The sequence below is a fragment of the Bradyrhizobium sp. Leo114 genome (assembly GCF_055229415.2).
In genome coordinates this window covers 204075-226761 of record NZ_JBUYEN020000001.1, presented here as the reverse complement: position 1 = coordinate 226761, position 22687 = coordinate 204075, and the positions used below count along the sequence as shown (strand labels likewise).

Below are 22687 nucleotides of genomic sequence, written 5' to 3'. Positions count from 1 at the left end.
TGCCACAGGCGACCGGGCGTTGTGCGGGAGGAAGCGCCAAATGGCGGAAACGCTGCTTGAACTTGCCGGGATCAGCAAGAGTTATCCCGGTGTCAGGGCCCTCGACAATGTCAACCTGCGCGTGTACCGCGGCGAGGTATTGGGCCTGATCGGCGAGAACGGCGCCGGCAAATCGACGCTGATGCGCGTGCTGGGCGGCGTGATCGCGCCGAGCGAAGGCGTGATCCGCATCGGCGGCAACGACCACGCCGACCACGCCCGGCTGACGGTGAGCGAGGCGACGCGGGCCGGCATCGCCTTCGTGCACCAGGAACTGAACCTGTTCGAGAATCTCGACGTCGCGGCCAACGTGTTCATAGGGCGCGAGAAGCTCACCGGGGGCCCGCTGAAGCTGGTGGACAACGCGGAGATGCGCGCCCGCGTGACGCCGCTGCTGGCGCGGCTGGGCGCCGATTTCACCCCGAGCACGCTGGTCGACGACCTGTCCATCGCGCAGCGTCAGATGGTGGAGATCGCCAAGGCGCTCTCGATTGACGCCCGCGTGATCATCATGGACGAGCCGACCTCCAGCCTGACAATTTCGGAGACAGAACGGCTGCTGGAGGTGATTGCCGAGCTGAAGGCGCACGACATCTCGGTGATCTTTATCTCTCACCGGCTGGGCGAGATCATGACCTGCGCTGATCGCGTCGTGGTGCTGCGCGACGGGCGCACGGTGGGGGAGCTGGCGCGCGACGAGCTGAGCCATGCCGCAATGATCCGGCTTATGATCGGCCGCGACCTGAAGGCGCTGTATACGCCGCCGAAACGGCCGCCGCAGCCGGGCGGCTGCGACGTTGTCGGCCTCGTGACGTCAGCCTTTCCCGACCGGCAGATCAATCTTTCCGTGCGGAGCGGCGAGATTCTCGGCCTGGCGGGGCTCGTGGGCGCTGGCCGCACCTCGCTCGCCCGCGCGGCCTTCGGCATTGACCCGCTGCTGGGTGGCGAGATCAGGATCGACAACGCGCCGGTCGGTGTCGCGTCGCCGCGGGACGCGATCAGGCAAGGAATCTATCTGGTGCCGGAGGACCGCAAGAAGTCCGGGCTAGTGCTTGAACTGCCGATCCGGGAGAACGTGACGCTCGCGAGCTTGCTAAACTATGCGCGGATGTGGCTGGTAAACGGTGCGGCCGAGCGCAAGGTCGCAAAAGAACAGGTTCGGAGCCTGTCCATAAAGGCGCCGAGCATCGATATGGAGGCCGTGACGCTCTCCGGCGGCAACCAGCAAAAAGTAGTGCTGGGCAAGTGGCTCTCCATGCAGCCGCGAGTGATGTTCTTCGACGAGCCGACCCGTGGCATCGATGTCGGTGCCAAGAGCGAGATCTATGTGCTGATGCGCGGCCTCGCCGACGAGGGCGTCGCGATCGTGATGATCTCCTCGGACATGGAGGAGGTCATCGGCGTCTCCGACCGCGTGGCGGTGATGCATGAAGGGAGTGTCAGCGGCGTGCTCGAGCGCGAGCAGTTCAGCGAATATAACGTGTTGCGGCTGGCGGTCGGCCAAGCGCTGGAAACCATGGAAGCCGCTGCGCCATGATGAAGAAAGAACTCGGCCTCTGCCTGCTGCTGGTGGTGATCTCCGCCATCACGGGCGCGATCAATCCGGCCTTTCTATCGTTGGTGAACTTGCTGAATATGGCCAATCTGATCGGCCTGTTCGGCGTGTTCGCGCTCGGCGTGGGGCTTGTGATCATCACCGGAGGCATCGACCTTTCGGTCGGCTCGATGTTCGCGCTGCTTGGTGTCGTATTCGTCGACCTTCTGACGACTTATCAGGTCTATTGGCCCTTCGCGCTGCTGCTCGTCCTGCTCGGCGGACTGGCGCTAGGGGGCATCCAGGGTCTCCTGATCACACGGCTGAAAATGCAGCCCTTCATCGTGACGCTGTGCGGGTTGCTGATTTATCGCGGCGCCGCCCGCTACTATACGAGCGATTCGACACGCGGCTTCGGCTACGGTGACGAGGCCAGCACACTGAGCAACATCGCCTCCGGCAATATCGCGGGCGTCCCGAACACCTTCGTCTTCCTGATCATCCTTGCGCTGATCCTCGGCGTGCTGCTGCACCGCTCGGTCTACGGGCGCTGGCTCTATGCCGTGGGCAAGAACGAGGAAGCGGCGCGCTTCTCCGGTATCCGCACAGATATCGTGATCGCGACCGCCTACATCATCAGCGGCGGGCTCGCCGGCGTTTCAACGGTGTTGTTCGTATTCTACACGAACTCGGTCTCTCCGAGTTCGTTCGGCAATTTCTACGAGCTCTATGCGATCGCGGCTGCGGTCCTCGGTGGGTGCAGCCTACGCGGCGGCGAGGGCTCGATTCTCGGTATCGTGCTGGGGACGGCGCTGCTGCAGGTGCTGCAGAACCTTGTGAACATCCTGGGCATTCCCAATTCCCTGAACTTCGCGGTGATGGGGACCGTGATTCTGCTCGGCGTGCTGGCGGATCAGCAATTGCAGAGCCGTCGGCGGCGCAAGGTGGCGCTGGCCGGCCTGGCCCGCACGGCGCAGAGATCGACACTTGTGCAAGGAAAGCAGAGCGCATCACCGCGCGGCGCGGCTGCGTTGCCAATGAGTACGGGCGATCAGGCATGACAGCTCGGTAAGGAGAATCACGACTTCAACCGCCAGTCGCCATACGGACTGTTTCTTCGGCGGCTGAAATCGGTCTGGGCTGGGGAGGATGCACGTTCCAGGCTCGAGGGCTTTGGGCGGGAACGTGACACAAAATAGACAAAGCCTGGGGACGCTGGGAGTGCCAGAAAATGTTGCATAGATCTGTAAACATCGCGCGCGTGTGCGGGGTGGGGATTGCTTTGTCATCTCTGTTGAGCGGTGGAGCGCATGCGGCCGATTTTTCAACGAAAGCTCCGCCGCTTCCTTATGTTACGGCCGATGATTTCTGGACGAGACCGTATCTGTTTGGCGATCTCGGCAGGACCCAGCTGAAGGAGCAGGGCATCGATATTGGCCTGACGCTGGGCAATGAATCCGTCGGAAACCTGTCGGGCGGAAACAGGAACACCGCGGCCAACGCTGGACAGCTGTGGTTCGGGGCCAAGCTCGATATGGCGAAGCTTGCTGGCATCCCGGGAGGGACGGTCGGCCTCACGCTGGTCCAGCGCTTCGGCGACAATCTGAATACCGAGGCAGGCATTCCGGCCTTGCAGTTGACCAACGAAGTTTTCGGCCGCGGCAATATCTTTCGCCTGACCCAACTCTATTACTCGCAGAAGCTTTTTGATGATCAGCTTGAACTCAAGGCCGGCCGTCTCCCAGTCGGCTCCGACTTCTTCTTCGGTCTGTGCGAGTTCATCAACCTGACCTTCTGCGGCGGCCAGCCCGGCAACATCCAGGGCGGCTACATCTATAACTGGCCGGTGAGCCAATGGGCCGGTGTCGTCCACTACAACTTCGCCAAGGAATGGACGTTTTCGGTCGGCGTCTACGACTCCAATCCGAATTATCTGACGACCTCAGAGCCCAGCATCTACTTCCTGCCAGGCGTCCCCTCCTCAAAACCCGTTTCGGGTGTGTTCGTGCCGATGGAGCTGACCTGGAGCCCGAGCGGTGCCCTGTACGGGACCTGGAGATTGGGCGGCTGGTACGACAGTCAGTCGACGATTGATGGTGGCCTCCCGGGTATCATTGTTACCATCCCGGGCGTCGGTGGTGTTCCGGATCAGAATCTGGGAGATCGAAGAGGTCGCTTCGGCGTTTATGAGTCGATCCTGCAGCGGTTGACCGTTGACGGTCCGGGCGCGCTGGGTTGGTATACCTTCCTCAATACGACCGTCGCCGATCACCGGACGTCGTACCAGGACTACCAGATCGCCTGGGGCGTCAAGCACACCGGAACATTCGCCTGGCGCCCCCAGGACGAAGTCGGCTTCGCTGTGGGCACGACCCACGTGAACTCGGCCGCTCTCAGCCCGAATGCAGGAGGTAACGAAATTCCGATCGAAGCTTGGTACGGTTGGCAGGCGACCGGCTGGATGAACCTCAAATTCGACCTCCAGTATGTGATCAATCCCGGCGGGCGCGGGTATAATGCCGACGGCGTGAAGACCGATAATGCCTGGGTTCTTGGTCTGCGCACCGAGGTCCATTTCTGATGCGACGGTAGCCCGTTCGGGTCAAACATTGAGCTACTCTGACGCCAAAGGTGTGTGCATGCCCGTATGCGGGCATGCCGAGAGGAGAAAAGCCGGCAGATCGCTGCCGCACTGCTCACCGGCGTTGCGACCATTGAAAATGCGGCCGCCACATCGCAGGCGGGTTATGGGCATGCGCCGGATCGTCGAAGCGTTCGAAGACTGAGCCATGACCGAGACAACGCCACGCATTGCAAGGGACGTTTTCGGCGCGCTGCCCGATGGCCGCCCGGTCGATCGGGTGGTGCTCTCGGGCGCGCGCGGCTTCGAAGCGCATGTCATCACCTATGGCGCAGCGCTTCAGGCGCTGATCGTGCCCGATGCGGTTGGCAGCTGCGAAGACGTCGTGCTCGGTCACGACGATCTTGCAGGCTATTTGCGCGAGCGGCACTTCTTCGGCGCGACGGTCGGCCGCTACGCCAATCGCATCGCCAATGGCCGTTTCGTGCTCGATGGTGAGGTCGTTCAGCTCGCGGCCAACAACGGCGCGCATGCGCTCCATGGCGGCCCGGAGGGTTTTGACCGAAAGCTCTGGCGGATCGCCGACATCGAAGATGGGGCGGAGCCGATGGTGACCTTGGCCCGTGTCAGCGCTCACGGCGAGGAGGGCTATCCCGGCCGGCTCGACATTCGCGTCGGCTATCGGCTGACCGGGCCGACGGAATTATCCGTCAGCTTCGAGGCACGCGTCGATCGTCCGACGATCGTCAACCTGACCAACCACAGCTTTTTCAATCTCGAAGGCGCTGCGTCAGGCGTGGACATCCTCGACCACCGGCTCACGATCGCCGCCGACCGTTTCCTCGCGATCGATCCGAGCGCGATTCCGCTGCCGGAGGCGCCGCGCGCGGTCGCCGATACGCCCTTCGATTTCCGCAAGTCCACGCCAGTCGGTGCCAGGATCCGCTGCTATGATGCGCAGCTTCGAAACGGTAGAGGCTACGACCATAACTTCTGCCTCGATGATGCTGGCGAGCTACGCCTCGCGGCCCGGCTCGAGGCGCCAAGATCGGAGCGGATTCTCGAGCTCCTGACCGATCAGCCTGGATTGCAGATCTATTCCGGAAACTATCTCGATGGCTCGGTTGTCGGAAAGCGAGGCCGGCTTTACCGGCAATCCGACGCTATCTGCCTCGAACCGCAGGTCTGGCCTGATGCGCCAAACCGCGCAGACTTTCCAAGCGCGCGCCTTGCGCCCGGCTCGGTCTATCGGCACCACAGCGTCTATCGGTTTAGTTCCGCGGGCGGGCCGACATGATGGAGCAAGTGCCGACGTCCATTCTGTGCGCCGAGCGCTGCCACCTCGGCGAGGGCCCGACCTATGATGCGGCGACAGATACCGCCTGGTGGTTCGATATCCTCGAGAGCAGGTTGTTCGAGGCTCGCCTCGCGAGCAGACAGGTCCGCGTTCACCGGCTCGGCAGGATGGCGAGCGCGCTAGCGCGCATTGACGCTGAGCGTCAACTTGTTGTCGCGGAAGACGGTCTTTATGTCCGTTCGATCGCCGATGGCTCGATGACGCTTTATCGTCCGCTCGAGGCCGACAATCACGTCACCCGATCCAACGATGCGCGGGTGCATCCGTCCGGAACGATCTGGATCAGCACCATGGGACGCAAGGCGGAGGCGGGGGCAGGCAGCGTCTACGCGCTCCATCACGGCGAGCTCTCGCGCCTCTTTGCGAATATCACGATTCCGAACGCCATCTGCTTTTCAGTCGACGGCGCGCTCGGCTATTTCGCCGACACTGCGAAGAACGAACTCTATCGCATCGCGCTCGACCCCGTGTCAGGCCTGCCGCGCGGCGCACCCGAAGTTTTGCTGCGACACCGTGGTGTTGGAGGCCTTGACGGTGCGGTGGTCGATGCCGATGGCCAGATCTGGAATGCGCGGTGGGCTGGCGGTTGCGTCGATGTCTATAGTCCGCAAGGCGAGCATCTGCGATGCCTGCATGTCCCGGCGCGTCAGCCGAGCTGCCCGGCGTTCGTCGGGCCCGATCTGTCGCGTCTCCTGGTCACCTCGGCCTGGCAAGACATGGATGCGGCGGCGCGTGCTGCCGACCCGGATCATGGGCGCACGTTCGTCCTGGACGTGGCTGCACGCGGCCGACCGGAGCCGGACGTCAGGCTTGCTAATTCCTAGGAGATAGTCCTGCCCAAATCCTCACTGCAACGACAGAAACGTTCCTAACCTAACGGGAGTGAAAATATGGCCAGACTGAAAACCACGTTGCTTATGCTCGCACTGGCGGGCCTTACCGCCGCGGCATCCGGCCGCGTCGCGCTTGCACAGAAAGCGACGATCGGCATCGCGATGCCGACAAAATCCTCCGCGCGGTGGATCGACGACGGCAACAACATGGCCAAGGTGCTGCGCGAACGCGGCTACGGCACTGACCTGCAATATGCCGAGGACGATATTCCGAACCAGCTCGCGCAGGTCGAGAACATGGTGACCAAGGGAGCCAAGGTGCTGGTGATCGCGGCGATCGACGGCACCACTCTCTCGGACGTGCTCAAGCAGGCCAAGGCCAAGGGCATCACCGTGATCGCCTATGACCGCCTGATCCGCGACACGCCGAATGTCGACTACTATGCGACCTTCGACAACTTCCAGGTCGGCGTCCAGCAGGCGCAGTCGATCGAGCAGGGGCTGGGGCTGAAGGAGGGCAAGGGCCCGTTCAACATCGAGCTGTTCGGCGGCTCGCCTGACGACAACAACGCCTACTTCTTCTACAACGGTGCAATGTCAGTGCTGCAGCCCTATATCGACAGCGGCAAGCTGGTCGTCGGCAGCAAGCAGACGGGCATGGACAAGGTCTCGATCTTGCGCTGGGACGGTGCGACCGCGCAGGCGCGCATGGACAATCTGCTCAGCGCCTTCTACGGCAAGAAGCGCGTCGACGCGGTGCTCTCCCCGTATGACGGCCTCTCCATTGGCATCATCTCCTCGCTGAAGAGTGTCGGCTATGGCACGCCCGATCAGCCGATGCCGATCGTCAGCGGCCAGGACGCAGAGGTGCCGTCGATCAAGGCAATACTGCGGGGCGATCAATATTCCACCATCTTCAAGGATACCCGCGATCTCGCGCGGGTGACGGCGGATATGGTCGACGCCGCGCTCAACGGCAAGGAAGTACCCGTCAACGACGCCAAGACCTACAACAACGGAGTCAAGACGGTGCCGTCCTATCTGCTCAAGCCGGTGGTGGTGTACAAGAGCAATTGGGACAAGGTGCTGGTTGACAGCGGTTACTACAAGCGTTCGCAATTCGAGTGAGCAAACTGGTCCGGCAAGCGCAGAAGGCCCGCTTGCCGGACGACAGCTCGGTTCCACTGCAGGACATGATACGATGACGGCAATGCTGGAAATGCGCGGGGTCAGCAAGAGCTTTGCAGGCGTGCAGGCGCTACGCGACGTCAATTTCACGGTGGAGGCCGGGCAGATCCACGCCCTCGTCGGCGAGAACGGCGCCGGCAAGTCGACGCTGATGAAAGTGCTGAGCGGCGTCTATCCGCATGGCGACTATGAAGGCACCATCATCTTCGATGGCGAGGAACAGCGTTTTCGCGACATCAACGATTCCGAGGCGCTCGGGATCATCATCATCCATCAGGAGCTGGCACTGATCCCGCTGATGTCGATTGCCGAGAACATTTTTCTGTCGCATCCGCCGGCGCGGTTCGGCGTGATCGACCGCGACGCAGTGTATCGGCGCGCAAGGGAACTGTTGGCCCAGGTCGGTCTGCGCGAACCGCCGGATGCGCTCATTACCGACCTCGGTATCGGCAAGCAGCAACTGGTCGAGATTGCGAAAGCGCTCTCCAAGCGGGTGCGTCTCCTGATCCTGGACGAGCCCACCGCGAGTCTCAATGAGACCGACAGCGCGGCGCTGCTCGACCGGCTGATGGCGTTCCGCCAGCAGGGCATCGCCTCGATCCTGATTTCGCATAAGCTGAACGAGGTCGCGCGCGTCGCCGACCGCATCACCATCTTGCGCGATGGCCGCACCGTTGACTCGATCGACTGCCGGACCGAGCAGGTCGAGGAAGACCGCATCATACGCAGCATGGTCGATCGCGATCTCGCCCATCGTTTCCCGCCGCGCGACGCCAGGATCGGGGACCCCGTGCTGGTGGTGGAGGACTGGAGCGTCCATCACCCGCTCCATCCCGAGCGCCAGGTGATCAAGAATGTCGGCTTCCACGTGCGGCGCGGCGAGGTGGTCGGCATCGCCGGCCTGATGGGTGCCGGCCGTACTGAATTCGCGACAAGCCTGTTCGGCCGCGCCTGGGGCTACAACATCAGCGGACGGGTGTCGCTGGACGGCAGCGAGGTTGACCTCTCCAGCGTGCCGGCGGCCATTGACGCGGGGCTCGCCTATGTGACCGAAGACCGCAAGCAGCTCGGTCTGATCCTCGCCGACGACGTCCGCAAGAATATCACGCTCGCGAGCCTTTCCCAGGTCGCGCCGCGATGGGTGATCGATGACATCAGAGAGTTGAGGGCAGCCAGCGACTATCGCAACCGGATGCGAATCCGCTGCTCCGATGTCTATCAGGAAACCGGCCAGCTCTCCGGCGGCAATCAGCAGAAGGTCGTGCTGTCAAAATGGCTGATGACGGACCCAAAAGTCCTGATCCTGGACGAGCCGACCCGTGGGATCGACGTCGGCGCCAAATACGAGATCTATTGTATCATCAATGAACTCGCGGAGGCGGGCAGGGGCGTCGTGGTAATTTCCTCGGAAATGCCGGAGTTGCTCGGCATCTGCGACCGGATCTGCGTGATGAACGATGGCGCCTTTGTCGGCGAATTTGCCGCCAGCGAAGCGACGCAGGAGAAGATCATGCGCGCCATCATGCGCAACAAGCCAATACAAGGCAGCGCGGAGCGGAACAGGATGCAGATGGGTGGAGTGCGGCCATGAGCGACAAGACGGTTTCGCTGCCTGTGCAACGCGGGCATGCGGGGTTCATCAAGAACAGTCTGCGCAACTACGGCATGCTGTTGTCGCTGTTCGCGATCATGCTGTTCTTCCAGATCGTCACCGACGGCACGCTGCTGCAGCCGCTCAATCTTACCAATCTGGTGTTGCAGAACAGCTATATCGTGATCATGGCGCTCGGCATGCTGCTCGTGATCGTCACCGGCCATATCGACCTCTCGGTCGGGTCGGTCGCCGGCTTCATCGGCGCGATCGCCGCCGTGCTCATGGTTCGCTATCACGTCGACTATCCGCTCGCTTTCATCGCCTGCCTGCTGGTCGGCGCGGCGATCGGTGCGGCGCAGGGATACTGGGTTGCCTATTTCGGGATTCCATCCTTCATCGTCACGCTTGCGGGCATGCTGGTGTTCAAGGGCCTTGCTCTGGCGGTTCTGCAGGGACAATCCGTAGGGCCATTTCCGCCGACCTTCCAGAAGTTGTCTTCAGGCTTCATCCCGGAGCTCTTTCCTGGCGCCGACACGCTGCACCCGACCTCGTTGCTGATCGGCGCCGTCCTGGCGCTGGCGCTGGTCTATGCCAGCGCCAAAACCCGTGCCCGTGAGAAATCGCACGGGATCGAGGTCGAGCCGTATGCGCTGTTCGTCGCAAAAAGTGCTGCGCTTCTGGCCGTTATCCTCTACTTCACCTACCTGATCGCTTCGCATCGCGGGCTGCCGAATGTGCTCGTGATTATGACCGCGCTGATCGCGCTCTATGGCTTCGTCACACGCCGGACGATCATCGGGCGCCAAATCTACGCCGTCGGCGGCAATGCCAAAGCCGCCAAGCTGTCCGGCATCAAGACTGAACGGCTCACCTTCCTGACTTTTGTGAACATGGGAGTTCTGGCCGCGCTTGCCGGCCTCATCTTTGCAGCGCGTCTCAACACGGCAACCCCCAAGGCTGGCGCCGGTTTCGAGCTCGACGTCATCGCCGCGTGCTTTATTGGCGGCGCTTCCGCCTATGGCGGCGTGGGGCGGGTCGGCGGCGCCGTGGTCGGCGCCATGATCATGGGTGTGATGAACAATGGGATGTCGATCCTTGGCGTCGGCATCGACTACCAGCAGGTGATCAAGGGATTGGTGCTGCTCGCCGCCGTCTGCATCGATGTCTACAACCAGCGCAGGTGACGACGGACCGGTCCCATTCGACGCGAAGATCAGGTGTCAATATCTGGAATCGCTAGTCAACCAGCATGTCTGAGCGAGGTCAACCATGGCAACCCCTCACGCTGCCGGGCAACCGGTTCTGGAGTTGAAGGGCATCGGCAAGGAGTTCGGCGCCATTCGCGCGCTGCACGGGGTCGACATGCGCATCCTCCCCGGCGAAGTGGTTGGCTTGATGGGAGACAACGGTGCCGGCAAGTCGACGCTCGTCAAGATCATCGCCGGCAATTTCCCGCCGAGTCACGGCGAGATTCGCTTTGACGGCAAGGCGGTTCATTTCGCCCGTCCGATCGATGCCCGCGCGGTCGGAATCGAGGTCGTCTACCAGGACCTCGCGCTCGCCGACAATCTCACGGCGGCCGCCAATGTCTTCCTCGGCCGTGAGCTCAAGCGCAAATTTGGTCCGTTCGCCTTTCTCGATCACAAGGCGATGGCGGCGCGCGCGCTGGAACTGTTCGGAGAACTGCGCTCGGAGACCCGTCCGCATGACCTCGTCAAGCAGATGTCGGGCGGCCAGCGCCAGGCTGTCGCGATCGCCCGGACGCGGCTCTCCAATGCCAAGCTCGTGATGATGGATGAGCCGACGGCCGCGATCTCGGTCCGCCAGGTCGAGCAGGTCTTAAGCCTGATCCATCGCCTGAAGGAGCAGAGAGTCGCGGTGATGCTGATCTCGCACCGCATGCCGGACGTATTCGCGGTCTGCGACCGCGTCGTCGTCATGCGCCGCGGTGAGAAGTGCGCCGATAAGGCGATCGATGACACCAGCCCCGACGAAGTCACCTCCCTCATCACGGGAGCGAAGGAGGCTGCGTGATGGCCACGCCCATGGAATCTCCCATCACCTTTACCAATATCGGCAAGGCCAAATGGTGGCAGAGCGGCTTCTTTGCCTCGCAGACCGGCTACGTCCTGATCGCGCTGGTGGCTCTGTTCGTGGTGATGAACTTCGCGAGCCCGTATTTCTTCACCGAAGGCAATATGCAGAATGTGGCGAAGAACTTTTCCTTCATCGCCATCGCCACGCTCGGCGTGACCCTCGTCATTATCACGGCCGGCATCGATCTTTCGGTCGGCTCGATGATGTGCTTTTCCGCGATGATCACCTCGATGGTCATGACGTACATCTCGACGCCGGGCACGCCTGGCGCAGAGTGGTTCGTGCATCTGGCGGCTGACGGCAAGACTGTGGTCGCGAATGTGCCCGGTTTGATCCTGCTCGTCTCGGTCCTGGCGGGGCTCGGCGTCGCGCTGATGGTCGGCCTCGTCAACGGCTTCTGCATCGCGGTGCTTGGGCTGTCGCCTTTCGTCACCACGCTCGGCATGCTCTCGATCGTGCGCGGCCTTGGCTACGTCGTCTCCAACGGCCGCGGCAGTTTTCCCGGTGGCCCCGACGCCGATTATTTCTACGCGCTGACATCGGGCGTTGTGCTCGGCATGCCCGTGTCGTTCATCTATCTCGTGGTTCTCGCGGTGGCGATGGCGGTCGTGCTGCATCACACCAGTTTCGGCCGCCACGTCTTTGCCCTCGGCGGCAATGAGAAGGCGGCCGCGTTGACCGGAATTTCGGTCGTGCGCGTGAAGGTCGAGGTCTATGTGATCTGCGCGCTCGCGGCGGGTCTGCAGGGCATCATCATCTCCGGCTGGCTGGGATCGGCGCCTGCAAACATGGCGACGTCCTACGAGCTCAATGTCATTGCGGCCGCGGTCATCGGCGGTGCCAATCTCGCCGGCGGCGTCGGCGGCCCGCTCGGGGCCATTGTCGGCTGCGTGCTGCTCGAGGTGATCCGCAACGGCCTCGTGCTCGCGCAGGTCAACTCCTATTGGCAGCAGACCCTCGTGGGCGTGATTATCATCGCGGCGGTGCTGGTCGATCGCATCCGATCGCGCATGGCCTAAAGAGCTCCTCCGGGAGGATAACGAAATGTTCGTCTATCCGCCTCCCGGAGCCGCTGATTTCAAGGGATAGGCACAAAAAATGTGGAGGGAAGCAATGAGGAAGGTACTTCTTGCCGGCATGGCCATCGCCATGATGGCGACGCCGGCGTTTGCTCAGAGCTACAAATTCGTGATCGTGCCCAAGGCCATGAACAATCCGTTCTTTGATTTCGCGCGCGACGGCTGCCAGAAACGCGCCAAGGAGCTCGGCAACATCGAATGCATCTATAAAGGTCCCGTCGAGCACGAGCCCGCGACGCAAGCCCAGATCACCCAGGATTTCATCACCCAAAAGGTGGACGGCCTGGCCATCTCGGTCGCCGATGTTGCGGCGATGACAAAGTCGATCGAGGCGGCAACGACAGCCGGTATTCCCGTCATCACGTTTGACTCGGACGCGCCGGGCTCGAAGCGGATCGCCTACATCGGCACCAACAACAAGGAGTTCGGCCTCGCGCTTGGCAAGCAATTGCTGAAGCTCCGGCCCGATGGCGGCAAATACGCAATGATCTCCGGCGGGCCGGGTGCGCAGAATTTGGCCGAACGCGTCAATGGCGTCCGCGAAGCGCTCAAAGGTTCGAAGTGGACCGAAGTCCCGGGCTCGCCGACCTTCTGCAACGACGATCCCGCGCTTGGCGTGCAGCAGATGACGGATCTGCGCACCGCGACACCTGACCTCGCGGCGATCATTCCGATCGGCGGCTGGCCCATGTTCGCGCCGGAAGGCTTCAAGGCGTTCGCCAGCAAGAGCAAGAAGGACATGGACGCCGGCAAGTTCACGCTTGTCGTGGCCGACACCCTCAGGATGCAGCTCGAGCTTCTGAACGAAGGTTATGCCAATGCGCTGGTCGGCCAGCGTCCGTTCGAGATGGGCGAGAAATCGATGGATACTCTGCTTGCAATCAAGAAGGGCCAGAAGGTGCCGGAGATCATCCACACTGGTCTCGACGTTGTGACGAAGGACAACGTCGCGAAGATGTTGAAGTAGGAACGTCTTGACCGGATTTCTACGGCGGAACGGACTAGCGTCGAATCGCAAATTCCTTCGGCGCTCGCCGATATTCCCAGTCGGCCTGCTCAAGTTCTGGTCGATCGAACTCTGCCTCGGGGTACCCGACGCATAAGTAGCCAATGAATTTCCAGGACTCCGGCACTTCAAGAATCTCGTGGATACTGGCTGGGTTCAGGATCGATACCCAGCCAACCCCGATGCCGTCTGCACGCGCGGCGAGCCACATCGAGCAGACCGCCGCGACGACGGAATATTCGACCGTTTCCGGCATGGTTGCACGCCCGAGGCCGTGACCCACGTTGCCTGTCGTTTCCGCGAACACAGCCAGGTGTCCCGGCGCCTCTTCGAGGCCAGAGAGCTTGAGGGCTGCATATCGGGCCGCGCGTTCGCCCGAATAGGACTGCAAGGCATCAGCATTGCAGGCCTTGAAGTTCTCGATCACGGCCCGGCGTCTCGCCTTGTCCTCGACAATGACGAACCGCCAAGGCTGGCTCAGGCCGACCGAAGGGGAAAGGCAGGCGATCTCGATGAGCCGCTCGATGGCGTCGCTCGGGAGCGGATCAGGACGAAACCGCCGGACGTCGCGACGCCACACGAACAGCTCACGCAGTTGTCGGCGAAAGGGTTCGTCGAAGGAAACCATCAGGGCTCACGGTTCTGAATAATGATGCGGGACCAGCAGCACGGCGATTTCGCCGATCTGTTCGAACGCGCCCAATCTGTCCCCCAATTTGCCGCGTTGCAAGCCATGCCGTCATCACCCTGGCCAGCGGAGCAGGATCAGGCAAGCACGGTCTTGGCCGGCCCAAGACCAAGACACAGTTCTTAGGCAACACCGGCGGCGCTGGCGATAAGTTCGAAGGAGCGCAGCCGAGCTGCGTGATCGTAGACATCGGACACGATCATGAGTTCGTCGGCGCTTGTTTCCGCAACGAGCGCATCGATGCCCGAACGAACCGTATCGGGCGAGCCAACGATGGAGCGCGCGAGCATGCTCATCGCCTGCGCTTTTTCCGCAGGCGACCAGTAGCTCTCAATATCGTCGATCGGCGGCTGGCTGAGGCCCCGCGCGCCGCGGAAGATGTTCGTGAAGGACATCTGCTGGGTCGTCGCCAGCCTGCGCGCTTCGTCATCGCTGCCGGCGGCGATGATGTTGACGCCCACCATCGCGTAGGGACGGTCAAGTTGCTCGGACGGTTTGAAGCGGCTGCGGTAGATCTGCAGCGCGGGGATCAGCAGGTCAGGAGCGAAATGCGAGGCGAAGGCATAGGGAAGCCCGAGCTCAGCTGCCAGCATCGCGCCAAAATTACTCGATCCGAGAATCCACAACGGCACTTCCGTTCCCGCCGCCGGCACCGCCTGGATGCGCTGATTGGGACCGGCAGGAGCCAGAAAGGCCTGCACTTCGAGAACGTCCTGCGGGAAGTTTTCGGCCGCTTCGGGCGCACGGCGCAACGCGCGCAGCGTCAGCTGGTCGGTCCCCGGTGCACGGCCCAGCCCGAGATCAATGCGGCCTGGAAACAGGCGCGCCAGCGTCCCGAACTGCTCGGCGATGACGTAGGGGGCATGGTTGGGGAGCATGATGCCGCCCGCGCCGACGCGGATCGTTTTTGTTCCCGCTGCGATATGACCGATCACAACCGACGTCGCGGCGCTCGCGATGCCCGGCATGTTGTGGTGCTCCGCCACCCAAATGCGGCGATAGCCCCAAGCCTCGGCATGGACCGCGATGTCGCGGGCGTTATCGAGCGCGCCGCGGGCATCGGTGTCTTGAGTGACGCGGACGAGATCGAGGATAGACAGTGTCGTCATAGGACCTCCCGAACGAAACCCTCTGTGTGGAATGACGCTGCCAGAGATACTGGGCCGCGTCCAAGCTTGTCCGAAACGGCAGGCTTCATTCGATTCTTGTACCCCATATGGGCACTGTCTCTGTGTGGGTCAATCCGCTGAATCCGGTACGCGATTGACCAACAGTACCGACCTGCTCCTTGCGTTTTGGGCCTTGATAGGTTTTAAGGCCGGAGACTTCACGATCACAGGTACGAACGAGAAGCGAACCGCGTGGCTTGTCGCCTCCGATCAGGGTGACGTAGCCCGGGTAGCGCATGCGCTTCAAAACTGTTCTGAGCCTCCACAAAGGAATCCATCATGGCCAAGATGACCAAGAATCAGTTGATTGATGCAATTGCAGAAGGAACGCAGGTTTCCAAGGCAGACGTAAAGGCCGTCATCGAGCAGATGGCGACTGTAGGCTACAAGGAGCTGAATGAGTGCGGCGAGTTCGTCATTCCCGGCTTCGTCAAAATGTCGGTCGTAAACAAGCCTGCTACTGAAGCCCGCAGCGGTATAAATCCTTTTACGAAAGAGCCTATGGAGTTCGCGGCCAAGCCAGCCAGCAGGTCGGTCAAGGCGTCACCTCTGAAGGTGGCTAAAGATGCTGTCTGAAGCGGATGGGTTGGTGGTCGAAAAGATCGGTCCTGGCCGGACGACAACGCGCGCCGTCGGAAAGACCGGGCAGGCGAAGTTCAAGAAATGAGCATTCGCAATTGAATCTTCCAATGGGAGCGTCGCGATTGCGACGCTCCCATTGTTCTCGTTTCGCCATCAACCGAAGAACGTCGCCGACCTTGATGAACACAATCTCCGACTGATCAATGCGATCAACAACGACGGACGGATCTATCTCACGCAGACCAAAGTCCATCGTCATCCGATTTCAGGCGGGTTCATTCGATATGACAGAAGCCGATGCGGATGCCGCATTCGAGGTGATCGTCGAAATTGGTCGACAACTGACTGCGCGAGCAGCATCAGCTTAAGTTCCATGGACGCAGCGTTCGGCATCGCTTCCCGGCCGCCATGATAGATTTCGCTTCCTATCCGGAACGCGCCTGTTAACATCTTCTCGCGTAGTCGAGTTCTTATTCTTAGAGCGTTTTCGAGCGAAGTGGATACCGGTTCGCGTGAAGAAAACGCGTCAACACAAGAATTTAGAGCTTCGGTTCTGATTGAATCAGAACCGAAGCTCTGGTGATGAATTTCGGATTATGACAGGACGCACGAGGGAAAGCCCGTCATGCTCGCTAGGTTCATCGGCACCGTCCTGGCTGTCATAACTGCCTGTGTGACCACATGGCATGGAAATGCATATGCAGAGATATTGATCACGACTGCCACCATATCGCGAGGCGAGTTGGTCATCGTAGGAAGGGTTAGGCGGCCTCGCGAGCCCGGCGTGGAGATCAAGATTAGCCCAAATAAAACAGTGCAGGTCGAGAGCACTTCGACTGGAGGGTTTAGGTGGATTGGTCCAGAGTTTCCCTCCACCTGCATTGTCAAGATCACCTCCGGGCAGGATACGAGAGACGTGGTGATACAAAACTGCGGCCTTCCCGGTCCTGCCGGACCGCCCGGGCCGGCGGGTCCTCCAGGCCCCGCAGGACCGATGGGCCCGCCCGGGCCTAAGGGAGACTAACGGGTAACCGGGGCGGCCCTAATTCCGGCCGTCGCCAGCAAAGCGTAGGAACTGGCGCTTCATCGCATTGACCTTGGCGAGATAGGCCGCGACGAGGTGATCGCCGCAGCGCTCGCCAGCCATCGTTTGAAAACCCCGCCGTACGAAAGCCCCCGCCGGACCGGCGCCGCAGAGATGAATGAATGCGGCCAGATCCTGCTTCTGCTGCGGGTTTGCCGTCGCATTCGTCGCGCGGGCGAGAACCGCCGCGACATTGCGGTCCAAATACACGGCCGCCAGTTCGACGGCATGGCTTGGAAGCGTGCGAAGATACAGGCTGGTGAATCCGCAGTCGGCATCGACGACCGCGTTCTTGCGGATGCAAGACCGGGCGGCCTCGGCGTAAGCTGCATCGGTCATCTGATATAGGCCGACGGCGCTCGAGGCCGGTTGATAGACTGCGAGAGGATTCCAGTTGAGTTGCCAACGCCAGTAGGTGCGCGCCACCGGGTTGCCGGTGCTCTCGACTTGCGCCAACGCGGCCAGCAATTCGGGCGTAATCGTGCTGGTCGAGTAGGCGCGAAAGAGCGGTCCGTACTGCCGCCACGTTTCACTCGGCTTCTTGTCGAGTGCGCCGCCAACGAGGAAGAACAACTCGGTCGGCTTACGGACCACGTGGTAGACGAGGTTCATCAGAGGGAATGCCGCCAGGAGGATCGCGACAACGCCAACGACCGCAACCGCCCGCGGTGCTGTCGTGAGTTTTTGTCGCACCCAACGCGCGCCATGCCAGTGGCGAAGGCGAGGGAGGAACCTGTTCCAGCCTCTCCTGACATGCGTCCTGCGAGAAGAGGGCCTGGTAGTGCGCGGCGAGGACACAGGAATCGTCAGTCCGTCATTCTGTTCTGAATCAACAAGCGACAGTTGATAGGGCGGATTGATCGCGAGCAAAACCCATCACGGAGGGTTGGGTAGACGCGACCATTCGGTCCGCGAAAGTCGGCTCAGGCCGGGCGGCCGGGTGCGACAAAACAACCCGACGGGCAAATCAGCAAAAGTCTGTCCACCCCTCGCGGAAAAAACATTCCGCTTTCGCCGTCGGGCAAATCAGTGATTTAACTCCGCGCGTCTCACCCGAATGAGGGGCGGGTCGCGATCGTCACGAACGTTGCGGTGAGATGCGGTGGACGAGGATGTCACGACTGACGAGCGTGGCACCCGCGGACGGCGAAGTCGTGTGGTCCTGGCGCCCCGACGCTGGCGCTAAGCTCGCGAGCAGCAAAGAGCTGCCGCGGGTGACGGTGGCAAGAAAGCCCGGTCACCGGGGAGAGCACGAAGGAAACCGTAACACCATCGCGCAGGGAAAGCCGGAATGCTTCGGTTGAACCTGTGGTCCTACCCCCGTGCTTTTTGTTGCACGGGACCCACGGGTGCAACCAGCACCCGGCTTTCCCTGCGCCCTCTGATCTCGAGGAGGGTGAAAGTTGATGCAAAGCTCGGGCAATACATGCCGCGAGAATGCGGACACATGTCTCCTCAAACTCCACCGTCATGCCCGCGAAGGCGGGCATCCAGTACCTCGCGGCGTCTCGGCTGAAGCACGACCGCCTCTGGAATACTGGATCGTCCGCCGGAGCCTGTCATCGGGCGGCCATTCGGCCGACCCGGTGGCGGACGATGACAGCGGAGAGCTGTTTGACATTCAAATCAGACCTCTCCCCGTCGTCCCGGGCTTGCGTGCCACGGCGAAGCCCCTTGCCGTAGCCGGGACCCGGGACCCATAACCACAGGCCGTTGTGATCTGCTCCGCTACAACCGCTTGCTCGCGCCACAACACCTCCCTGTGGTTATGGGTCCCCGCCTTCGCGGGACGACGGCGGTGTGAGGTTCTACGGAATCATAGGATGGGTAGAGCGCAGCAACACCCATCATTCGCGCGGCTTGCTCCATCGCGATGGGCTTCACTGCGCTCTACCCATCCTACGGGAGAGAGTCGCAAGTCATCTCGCAGGACAAGCTGCGCCGCCCTTCGCCCATGCTTCGACGAGCGCGCCCGCCTGTTTTTGTGTGCCCGGCGCGGGGGAACGGCCGAAGCCAGGGTGCCATGCCCAGCCGACCAGCGTATCTTCGCCGATGTGGTGGATCAGCTCTTCGACCTTGCGACCGCCATTGCGGGCGGGGTCCTTGATCTGGGCACAGATCTCGGCGAGCGACTTGCCTTCCCAACCCATCTCCCGCGGCGCGAGGTGCCATTCCGGGTGGCCCGGTATACGGCCAGGCTCGAAATTGGCGTTGCCGTGACACGCCGAGCACCGTAGCGCCGCCACCCCGTGGCCGTCGGCGCCGCGTGTGACCGGCGGCTGATGCAGCCGGCCCTCGTCGCCCTGGCGCGGCCGGTCGCCGGCGGGATGGCAGTTGACGCAGCGCGGATGCGTCAGCACCTTGCCGAGTTCGGTGAACATCGCCGCCGATCGCGCGTCGCTGTCAGCGATGCCGGCAAAGCTCTCAGGCGAAGCCAGGCCGTGTGATGCGGTCTGCGAGGCCGCATAGCCCGTGACCATGCTCAGGCCGAGCGCCGCGACCACAACGACAATCCGAAAGCGCGTTTCTGAGATCATGGTCAGGCCAGATAACGCTGGGGATCGGCGAGGATCACGTCGCGGACGGCCTCGTGATATTTGATGTAGCCGGTGCAGCGGCAGATATGTCCGTCGAGCGCGTCTTCGATGGTCTTCTCGAGTTCGGTGCGTGCGACCGGCTTCTTCGCGAGACGTTCCAGGAAGACCTGGGCTTCGTTCAGGAAGCCGGCGGTACAGTAGCCGCACTGGAAGGCGAAGTGATCGATGAAGGCTTTCTGAAGCGCGGTAAGCTGGCCATTTCTCGCATGGCCCTCGACGGTCCGGATCGCCTTGCCGTTGAAGTTTGCGGCCGGCACAATGCAGGTCGGACTGGTTTCGCTGGTGCCATCGGGGTTGTCGACGATGATCGTGCAGCTCAGGCACTGTGCGGCGCCGCAGCCGAACTTGGTGCCGGTCATGCCCAGATATTCGCGCAGGAAGTCGTTCATCGAGAGATCGTCGCGCACCTCAATCGGATCGATCGCGCGGCCGTTGATCGTGATGGCAAGCCTTGTCACGCGAGCGCTCCCTTGAGCATGGCCTGGGTGACCGGCAACGAATTGAAGCGGTGGCCGGTGGCGTCGAAGATGGCGTTGAGAAGGGCAGGGACGACGGGGACCATCACGACTTCGGCCATGCCTTTCGGCGGCTCGTCCGGCGACAGTGGCGGCAGCATCTCGATCTCGAGATCGCGCAGCGGCAGATCCGATCCCCGCGCTACCAGATATTGCCCGAGGTTCCATTGCCCGTTGCCGGGACCGCCTTCGTGAGGCGGCAGCGATTCCAGCAAGGCGTAACCGACGCCCATGGCAAAGCCGCCCTGTGACTGACCGAGCACGACTTCCGGCACCAGCGGCTGTCCGCATTCGAGCACGCTGTAGGCCTTGGCGATGCGCAGCGCGCCGGTCGTGCGCTCGATCTCGACGCGAACCAGCGTGCCGCACATCGAGGCGTAGGCCGTGCCGATCCTGTTGTTGTCGGTTGGCGGAAACCACACGCTGACGCGATTGAGCGCGGTGAATTTTCCGCCGCCCCTGCGCACCGCGAGCGCGTCGATCTCCGCCTGGTGCAGCTCGCGGCCAAACCGGAAACCCGCGCGCGACCAGGCCCAGCGCGAGAAGCTGTGGGTGATCGCGCCGGTCACGAGGTTGCGCGCATGCGCGGCTGCGGCGAGCGCCGGCAGTGCGAGCGGTGGAAGGCCGGGCAGGATGAGCTGCCCATCCTTCCAGCGCGCTTTGGCGAAATCCTTCGCCCGCGGATCGGAGGGCGGGATGCGCCAGAGTTCGAGCGCCGCCGGCCACAGGCCGTAGCGGAAGATGACGCGCGCGGCCTCGGCAGCCGCATGTGTCCCGACATGCGCGCCGATCGAGGCGCTGGTGGCCGAACTGATCGCAGGCACCCAGCGCGGATTCCTCGCAGCCGCGTCCTGAGTCTTCTGATCCATCGTGTAGGGATCGCCAGAGGTGACGAGACCGAGCGCATCATAGGTATCGATCCGGGCCACCGACACTTCGTCGGCCACCGCGCCAAGATGGATCGCGACGCGGTTGGCGAGCGCGGTTCCGATGCCATTGCCCATCTCGACATGATCGCAATGGATCGAGATCCTGCCGTCGGCTGCGATCTCGACGCGTCCGAGCGAGCAGTCCGCGCCGGTGCCGTAGTCCTTGGTGACGCAGGCGACGCCGGTGCCGACCAAGACGCCGCTGCTTGCAAGCCGCGCCTTCTCCTCGGCGCGTTGCCGCCAGATCGGATGTGTCTCGAGCTTGTCCAGGATTTCGGGCGTGCGGACCGACACGATGTACGGATTTCCCGTCATGGTGCGGCCGTTCTGCTTGAGAGCATTGCGCCGCCGGAACTCGATCGGATCGAGCAGCAAGGCGTCTGCGGCCTCGTCGATCAGCACTTCGAGCGCGGTCATGGTCTGTATGGTCCCGTAGCCGCGCATCGAGCCCGCGGTCACGCCGCGCGAATGCACGGCCACCGTAGTGACGTCGACCTTCGGCACGTCATAGATGCCGATCGCCGCCGTGGCGCCGACGACCGCCACGCTCGACGAGAAGTTCGCAAGGCCGCCGCCGTCGAGCACGTGATCGGCCGCGAAAGCCTGGATCTTGCCGGTTGCGCGGTCGATCCCGATCCGGGATCGTATCTTGAACGGATGGCGTTTGATGCCGCCCTGGAACTGCTGATAACGGTCGTGCGCAAGCCGAACCGGCCGTCCCGGAAAGAACATTGCGGCCAGCGCGACATAGAGCACGAAGGGCGTGTGGTCGCGGCCGCCGAAGCCGCCGCCGATATAGGTGAACTGCGTGTTGATCTGCGCGGGCTTGAAGGGAGGGCGCGTCTGTCCGAGCAGGTGCGCGATCGACTCGGTGGCTTCATAGGGCGACTGGACGCCAAGCACGAGTTCGAGATTGCCGCCCCTGTTGTCGTACCAGCCGAGGCCGCATTCCGGCTCGAGGAACATTGGATCGACCGACTGGGTCTCGAAGCTGCGGTCGAGCACCACCATTGCGGGGTTCTTCGCATCCAGCTCGGCGCGGATCTGCTCGCCGTACCGCGCCGCCTTGCCGTAGGGTGCCTGCGTCTCCTTCGCGAAGGAGGACCAGACCGGAAGCGTGGTGTCCTGCAGCCGCCCCGGCGTCACCCAGCCGGCCTGGATCGGCGAATACACATCGGGCGACTCGGGCGTTGGGCCGGCCACGCGCGTGAAGCGGAAGGCGGCGTAATTGGGCAGGGAGACCGGGCCGGTCTCTTCGCCTGACTTCACGAAGGTGCCGTCGCGCAGCGCCAGCCGCGCACGATCGAAGGCGTCGAACTGCTCGAAGATCAATAGCGCGACCGGCTGTCCCATATAAAGCGGCGTCTTGCCGACGGGGCAGAACAGATCGCCCGCATAGAATTCAGGGACGCGGGCGCCGATCTTCGCAAGCTCCTCGGCCGTTACCACGACCGACGGCTTCAGCGCGCCGCTCAGGCGTGCGAGGTCCATGCCGAGATAGACGCGCGTCGCATCGCTCGCGCGGACGAGGATCGCGTGCGACGTCGTGGCCGGCCATCCCGGCAGGTCGGCAGCGCGAAAATCGGAGGCGTAGAGCTTGGCGCCGGTGACCTTGGCGACGCCGTCGATGCGACCGCGGCCATCGGCCGCCGGATTCCAGTTTTGCCGTCCCGGCAACACCGCGCGCGCCGGAAAGCCCGCCGGCTCGGCCGCTCCCAATCGTGACAGGCTGAGCGCTATCCCGCTCGCCGTGACCCACTTCACGAACTCCCTTCGCGAAGGCCGCATGCCCCTTACCCCCCTCGGTCAACGCTG

18 protein-coding genes and 1 pseudogene are annotated in these 22687 nt (G+C 62.5%); 13 read left to right on the top strand and 6 right to left on the bottom strand.

Translation table 11 applies throughout. The features are described 5' to 3' along the window. Nucleotides 1-40 precede the first annotated feature (40 nt). From ACZIRK_RS01025 to ACZIRK_RS00975, 11 genes are all read left to right on the top strand, one after another. Entirely contained in the window at nt 41-1576 is a 1536-nt protein-coding gene (locus ACZIRK_RS01025) for a sugar ABC transporter ATP-binding protein (RefSeq protein WP_463326769.1), read from the top strand. Further along, on the top strand, nt 1573-2634 hold the full coding sequence (locus ACZIRK_RS01020; RefSeq protein ID WP_463326768.1) for an ABC transporter permease: 1062 nt from the start codon (nt 1573-1575) through the stop codon (nt 2632-2634). Before ACZIRK_RS01025 ends, ACZIRK_RS01020 begins: the two co-directional genes overlap by 4 nt. Nucleotides 2635-2804: 170 nt before the next feature. Next, on the top strand, nt 2805-4154 hold the full coding sequence (locus ACZIRK_RS01015) for a carbohydrate porin (protein WP_028164683.1): 1350 nt from the start codon (nt 2805-2807) through the stop codon (nt 4152-4154). A 208-nt stretch (nt 4155-4362) separates the two neighbouring features. Beyond that, a complete protein-coding gene (locus ACZIRK_RS01010; RefSeq protein WP_463326767.1) occupies nt 4363-5451 on the top strand; it encodes an aldose epimerase family protein in 1089 nt (362 codons plus the stop codon). Next, a complete protein-coding gene (locus ACZIRK_RS01005; RefSeq protein ID WP_463326915.1) occupies nt 5451-6335 on the top strand; it encodes an SMP-30/gluconolactonase/LRE family protein in 885 nt (294 codons plus the stop codon). Before ACZIRK_RS01010 ends, ACZIRK_RS01005 begins: the two co-directional genes overlap by 1 nt. 66 nt (nt 6336-6401) lie before the next feature. Further along, entirely contained in the window at nt 6402-7472 is a 1071-nt protein-coding gene (chvE, locus tag ACZIRK_RS01000; RefSeq protein WP_463326765.1) for a multiple monosaccharide ABC transporter substrate-binding protein, read from the top strand. A gap of 73 nt (nt 7473-7545) precedes the next feature. Then, nucleotides 7546-9123: a multiple monosaccharide ABC transporter ATP-binding protein gene (gene mmsA, locus ACZIRK_RS00995; protein WP_463326764.1), complete on the top strand. Its 1578-nt coding sequence runs from the start codon at nt 7546-7548 to the stop codon at nt 9121-9123. Continuing rightward, nucleotides 9120-10310, top strand: coding sequence for a multiple monosaccharide ABC transporter permease (gene mmsB, locus ACZIRK_RS00990; RefSeq protein ID WP_130223873.1), 1191 nt, complete (start codon nt 9120-9122; stop codon nt 10308-10310). The genes mmsA and mmsB overlap by 4 nt, the downstream gene beginning before the upstream one ends. 85 nt (nt 10311-10395) lie before the next feature. Next, nucleotides 10396-11160, top strand: a complete 765-nt coding sequence (locus ACZIRK_RS00985; RefSeq protein WP_463326763.1) for an ATP-binding cassette domain-containing protein — start codon at nt 10396-10398, stop codon at nt 11158-11160. Next, nucleotides 11160-12242: an ABC transporter permease gene (locus ACZIRK_RS00980; RefSeq protein WP_028164676.1), complete on the top strand. Its 1083-nt coding sequence runs from the start codon at nt 11160-11162 to the stop codon at nt 12240-12242. Before ACZIRK_RS00985 ends, ACZIRK_RS00980 begins: the two co-directional genes overlap by 1 nt. 94 nt (nt 12243-12336) lie before the next feature. Continuing rightward, on the top strand, nt 12337-13269 hold the full coding sequence (locus tag ACZIRK_RS00975) for a sugar-binding protein (RefSeq protein ID WP_463326762.1): 933 nt from the start codon (nt 12337-12339) through the stop codon (nt 13267-13269). Nucleotides 13270-13303: 34 nt separating this feature from the next. Here ACZIRK_RS00975 and bluB read toward each other — a convergent pair whose 3' ends face one another. Both bluB and ACZIRK_RS00965 read right to left on the bottom strand, forming a co-directional pair. Beyond that, nucleotides 13304-13936 (bottom strand): 5,6-dimethylbenzimidazole synthase, encoded by a 633-nt coding sequence (gene bluB / locus ACZIRK_RS00970; RefSeq protein ID WP_463326761.1) that lies wholly within the window; start codon nt 13934-13936, stop codon nt 13304-13306. Nucleotides 13937-14118: 182 nt separating this feature from the next. Then, complete coding sequence (locus tag ACZIRK_RS00965) at nt 14119-15105, bottom strand: LLM class flavin-dependent oxidoreductase (RefSeq protein WP_130223883.1); 987 nt, start codon at nt 15103-15105, stop codon at nt 14119-14121. A 339-nt stretch (nt 15106-15444) separates the two neighbouring features. Between ACZIRK_RS00965 and ACZIRK_RS00960 the strand changes: the two genes are divergently transcribed. Both ACZIRK_RS00960 and ACZIRK_RS00955 read left to right on the top strand, forming a co-directional pair. Continuing rightward, nucleotides 15445-15741, top strand: coding sequence for an HU family DNA-binding protein (locus ACZIRK_RS00960; protein ID WP_028164672.1), 297 nt, complete (start codon nt 15445-15447; stop codon nt 15739-15741). Between the two features lie 136 nt (nt 15742-15877). Beyond that, nucleotides 15878-16115 (top strand): annotated as a pseudogene (locus ACZIRK_RS00955) (aspartate aminotransferase family protein); the annotation flags it as partial. A gap of 674 nt (nt 16116-16789) precedes the next feature. Here the strand turns inward: ACZIRK_RS00955 and ACZIRK_RS00950 are convergent. The 4 genes from ACZIRK_RS00950 to ACZIRK_RS00935 all read right to left on the bottom strand — a co-directional run bounded on the left by ACZIRK_RS00950 (nt 16790) and on the right by ACZIRK_RS00935 (nt 22660). Beyond that, nucleotides 16790-17524: a transglycosylase SLT domain-containing protein gene (locus ACZIRK_RS00950; protein WP_463326760.1), complete on the bottom strand. Its 735-nt coding sequence runs from the start codon at nt 17522-17524 to the stop codon at nt 16790-16792. Between the two features lie 1226 nt (nt 17525-18750). Continuing rightward, on the bottom strand, nt 18751-19368 hold the full coding sequence (locus tag ACZIRK_RS00945; RefSeq protein WP_463326759.1) for an Isoquinoline 1-oxidoreductase subunit: 618 nt from the start codon (nt 19366-19368) through the stop codon (nt 18751-18753). 2 nt (nt 19369-19370) lie between these two features. Further along, complete coding sequence (locus tag ACZIRK_RS00940; protein WP_463326758.1) at nt 19371-19886, bottom strand: (2Fe-2S)-binding protein; 516 nt, start codon at nt 19884-19886, stop codon at nt 19371-19373. Further along, nucleotides 19883-22660: a xanthine dehydrogenase family protein molybdopterin-binding subunit gene (locus ACZIRK_RS00935; RefSeq protein ID WP_463326757.1), complete on the bottom strand. Its 2778-nt coding sequence runs from the start codon at nt 22658-22660 to the stop codon at nt 19883-19885. Before ACZIRK_RS00935 ends, ACZIRK_RS00940 begins: the two co-directional genes overlap by 4 nt. Nucleotides 22661-22687 lie beyond the last annotated feature (27 nt).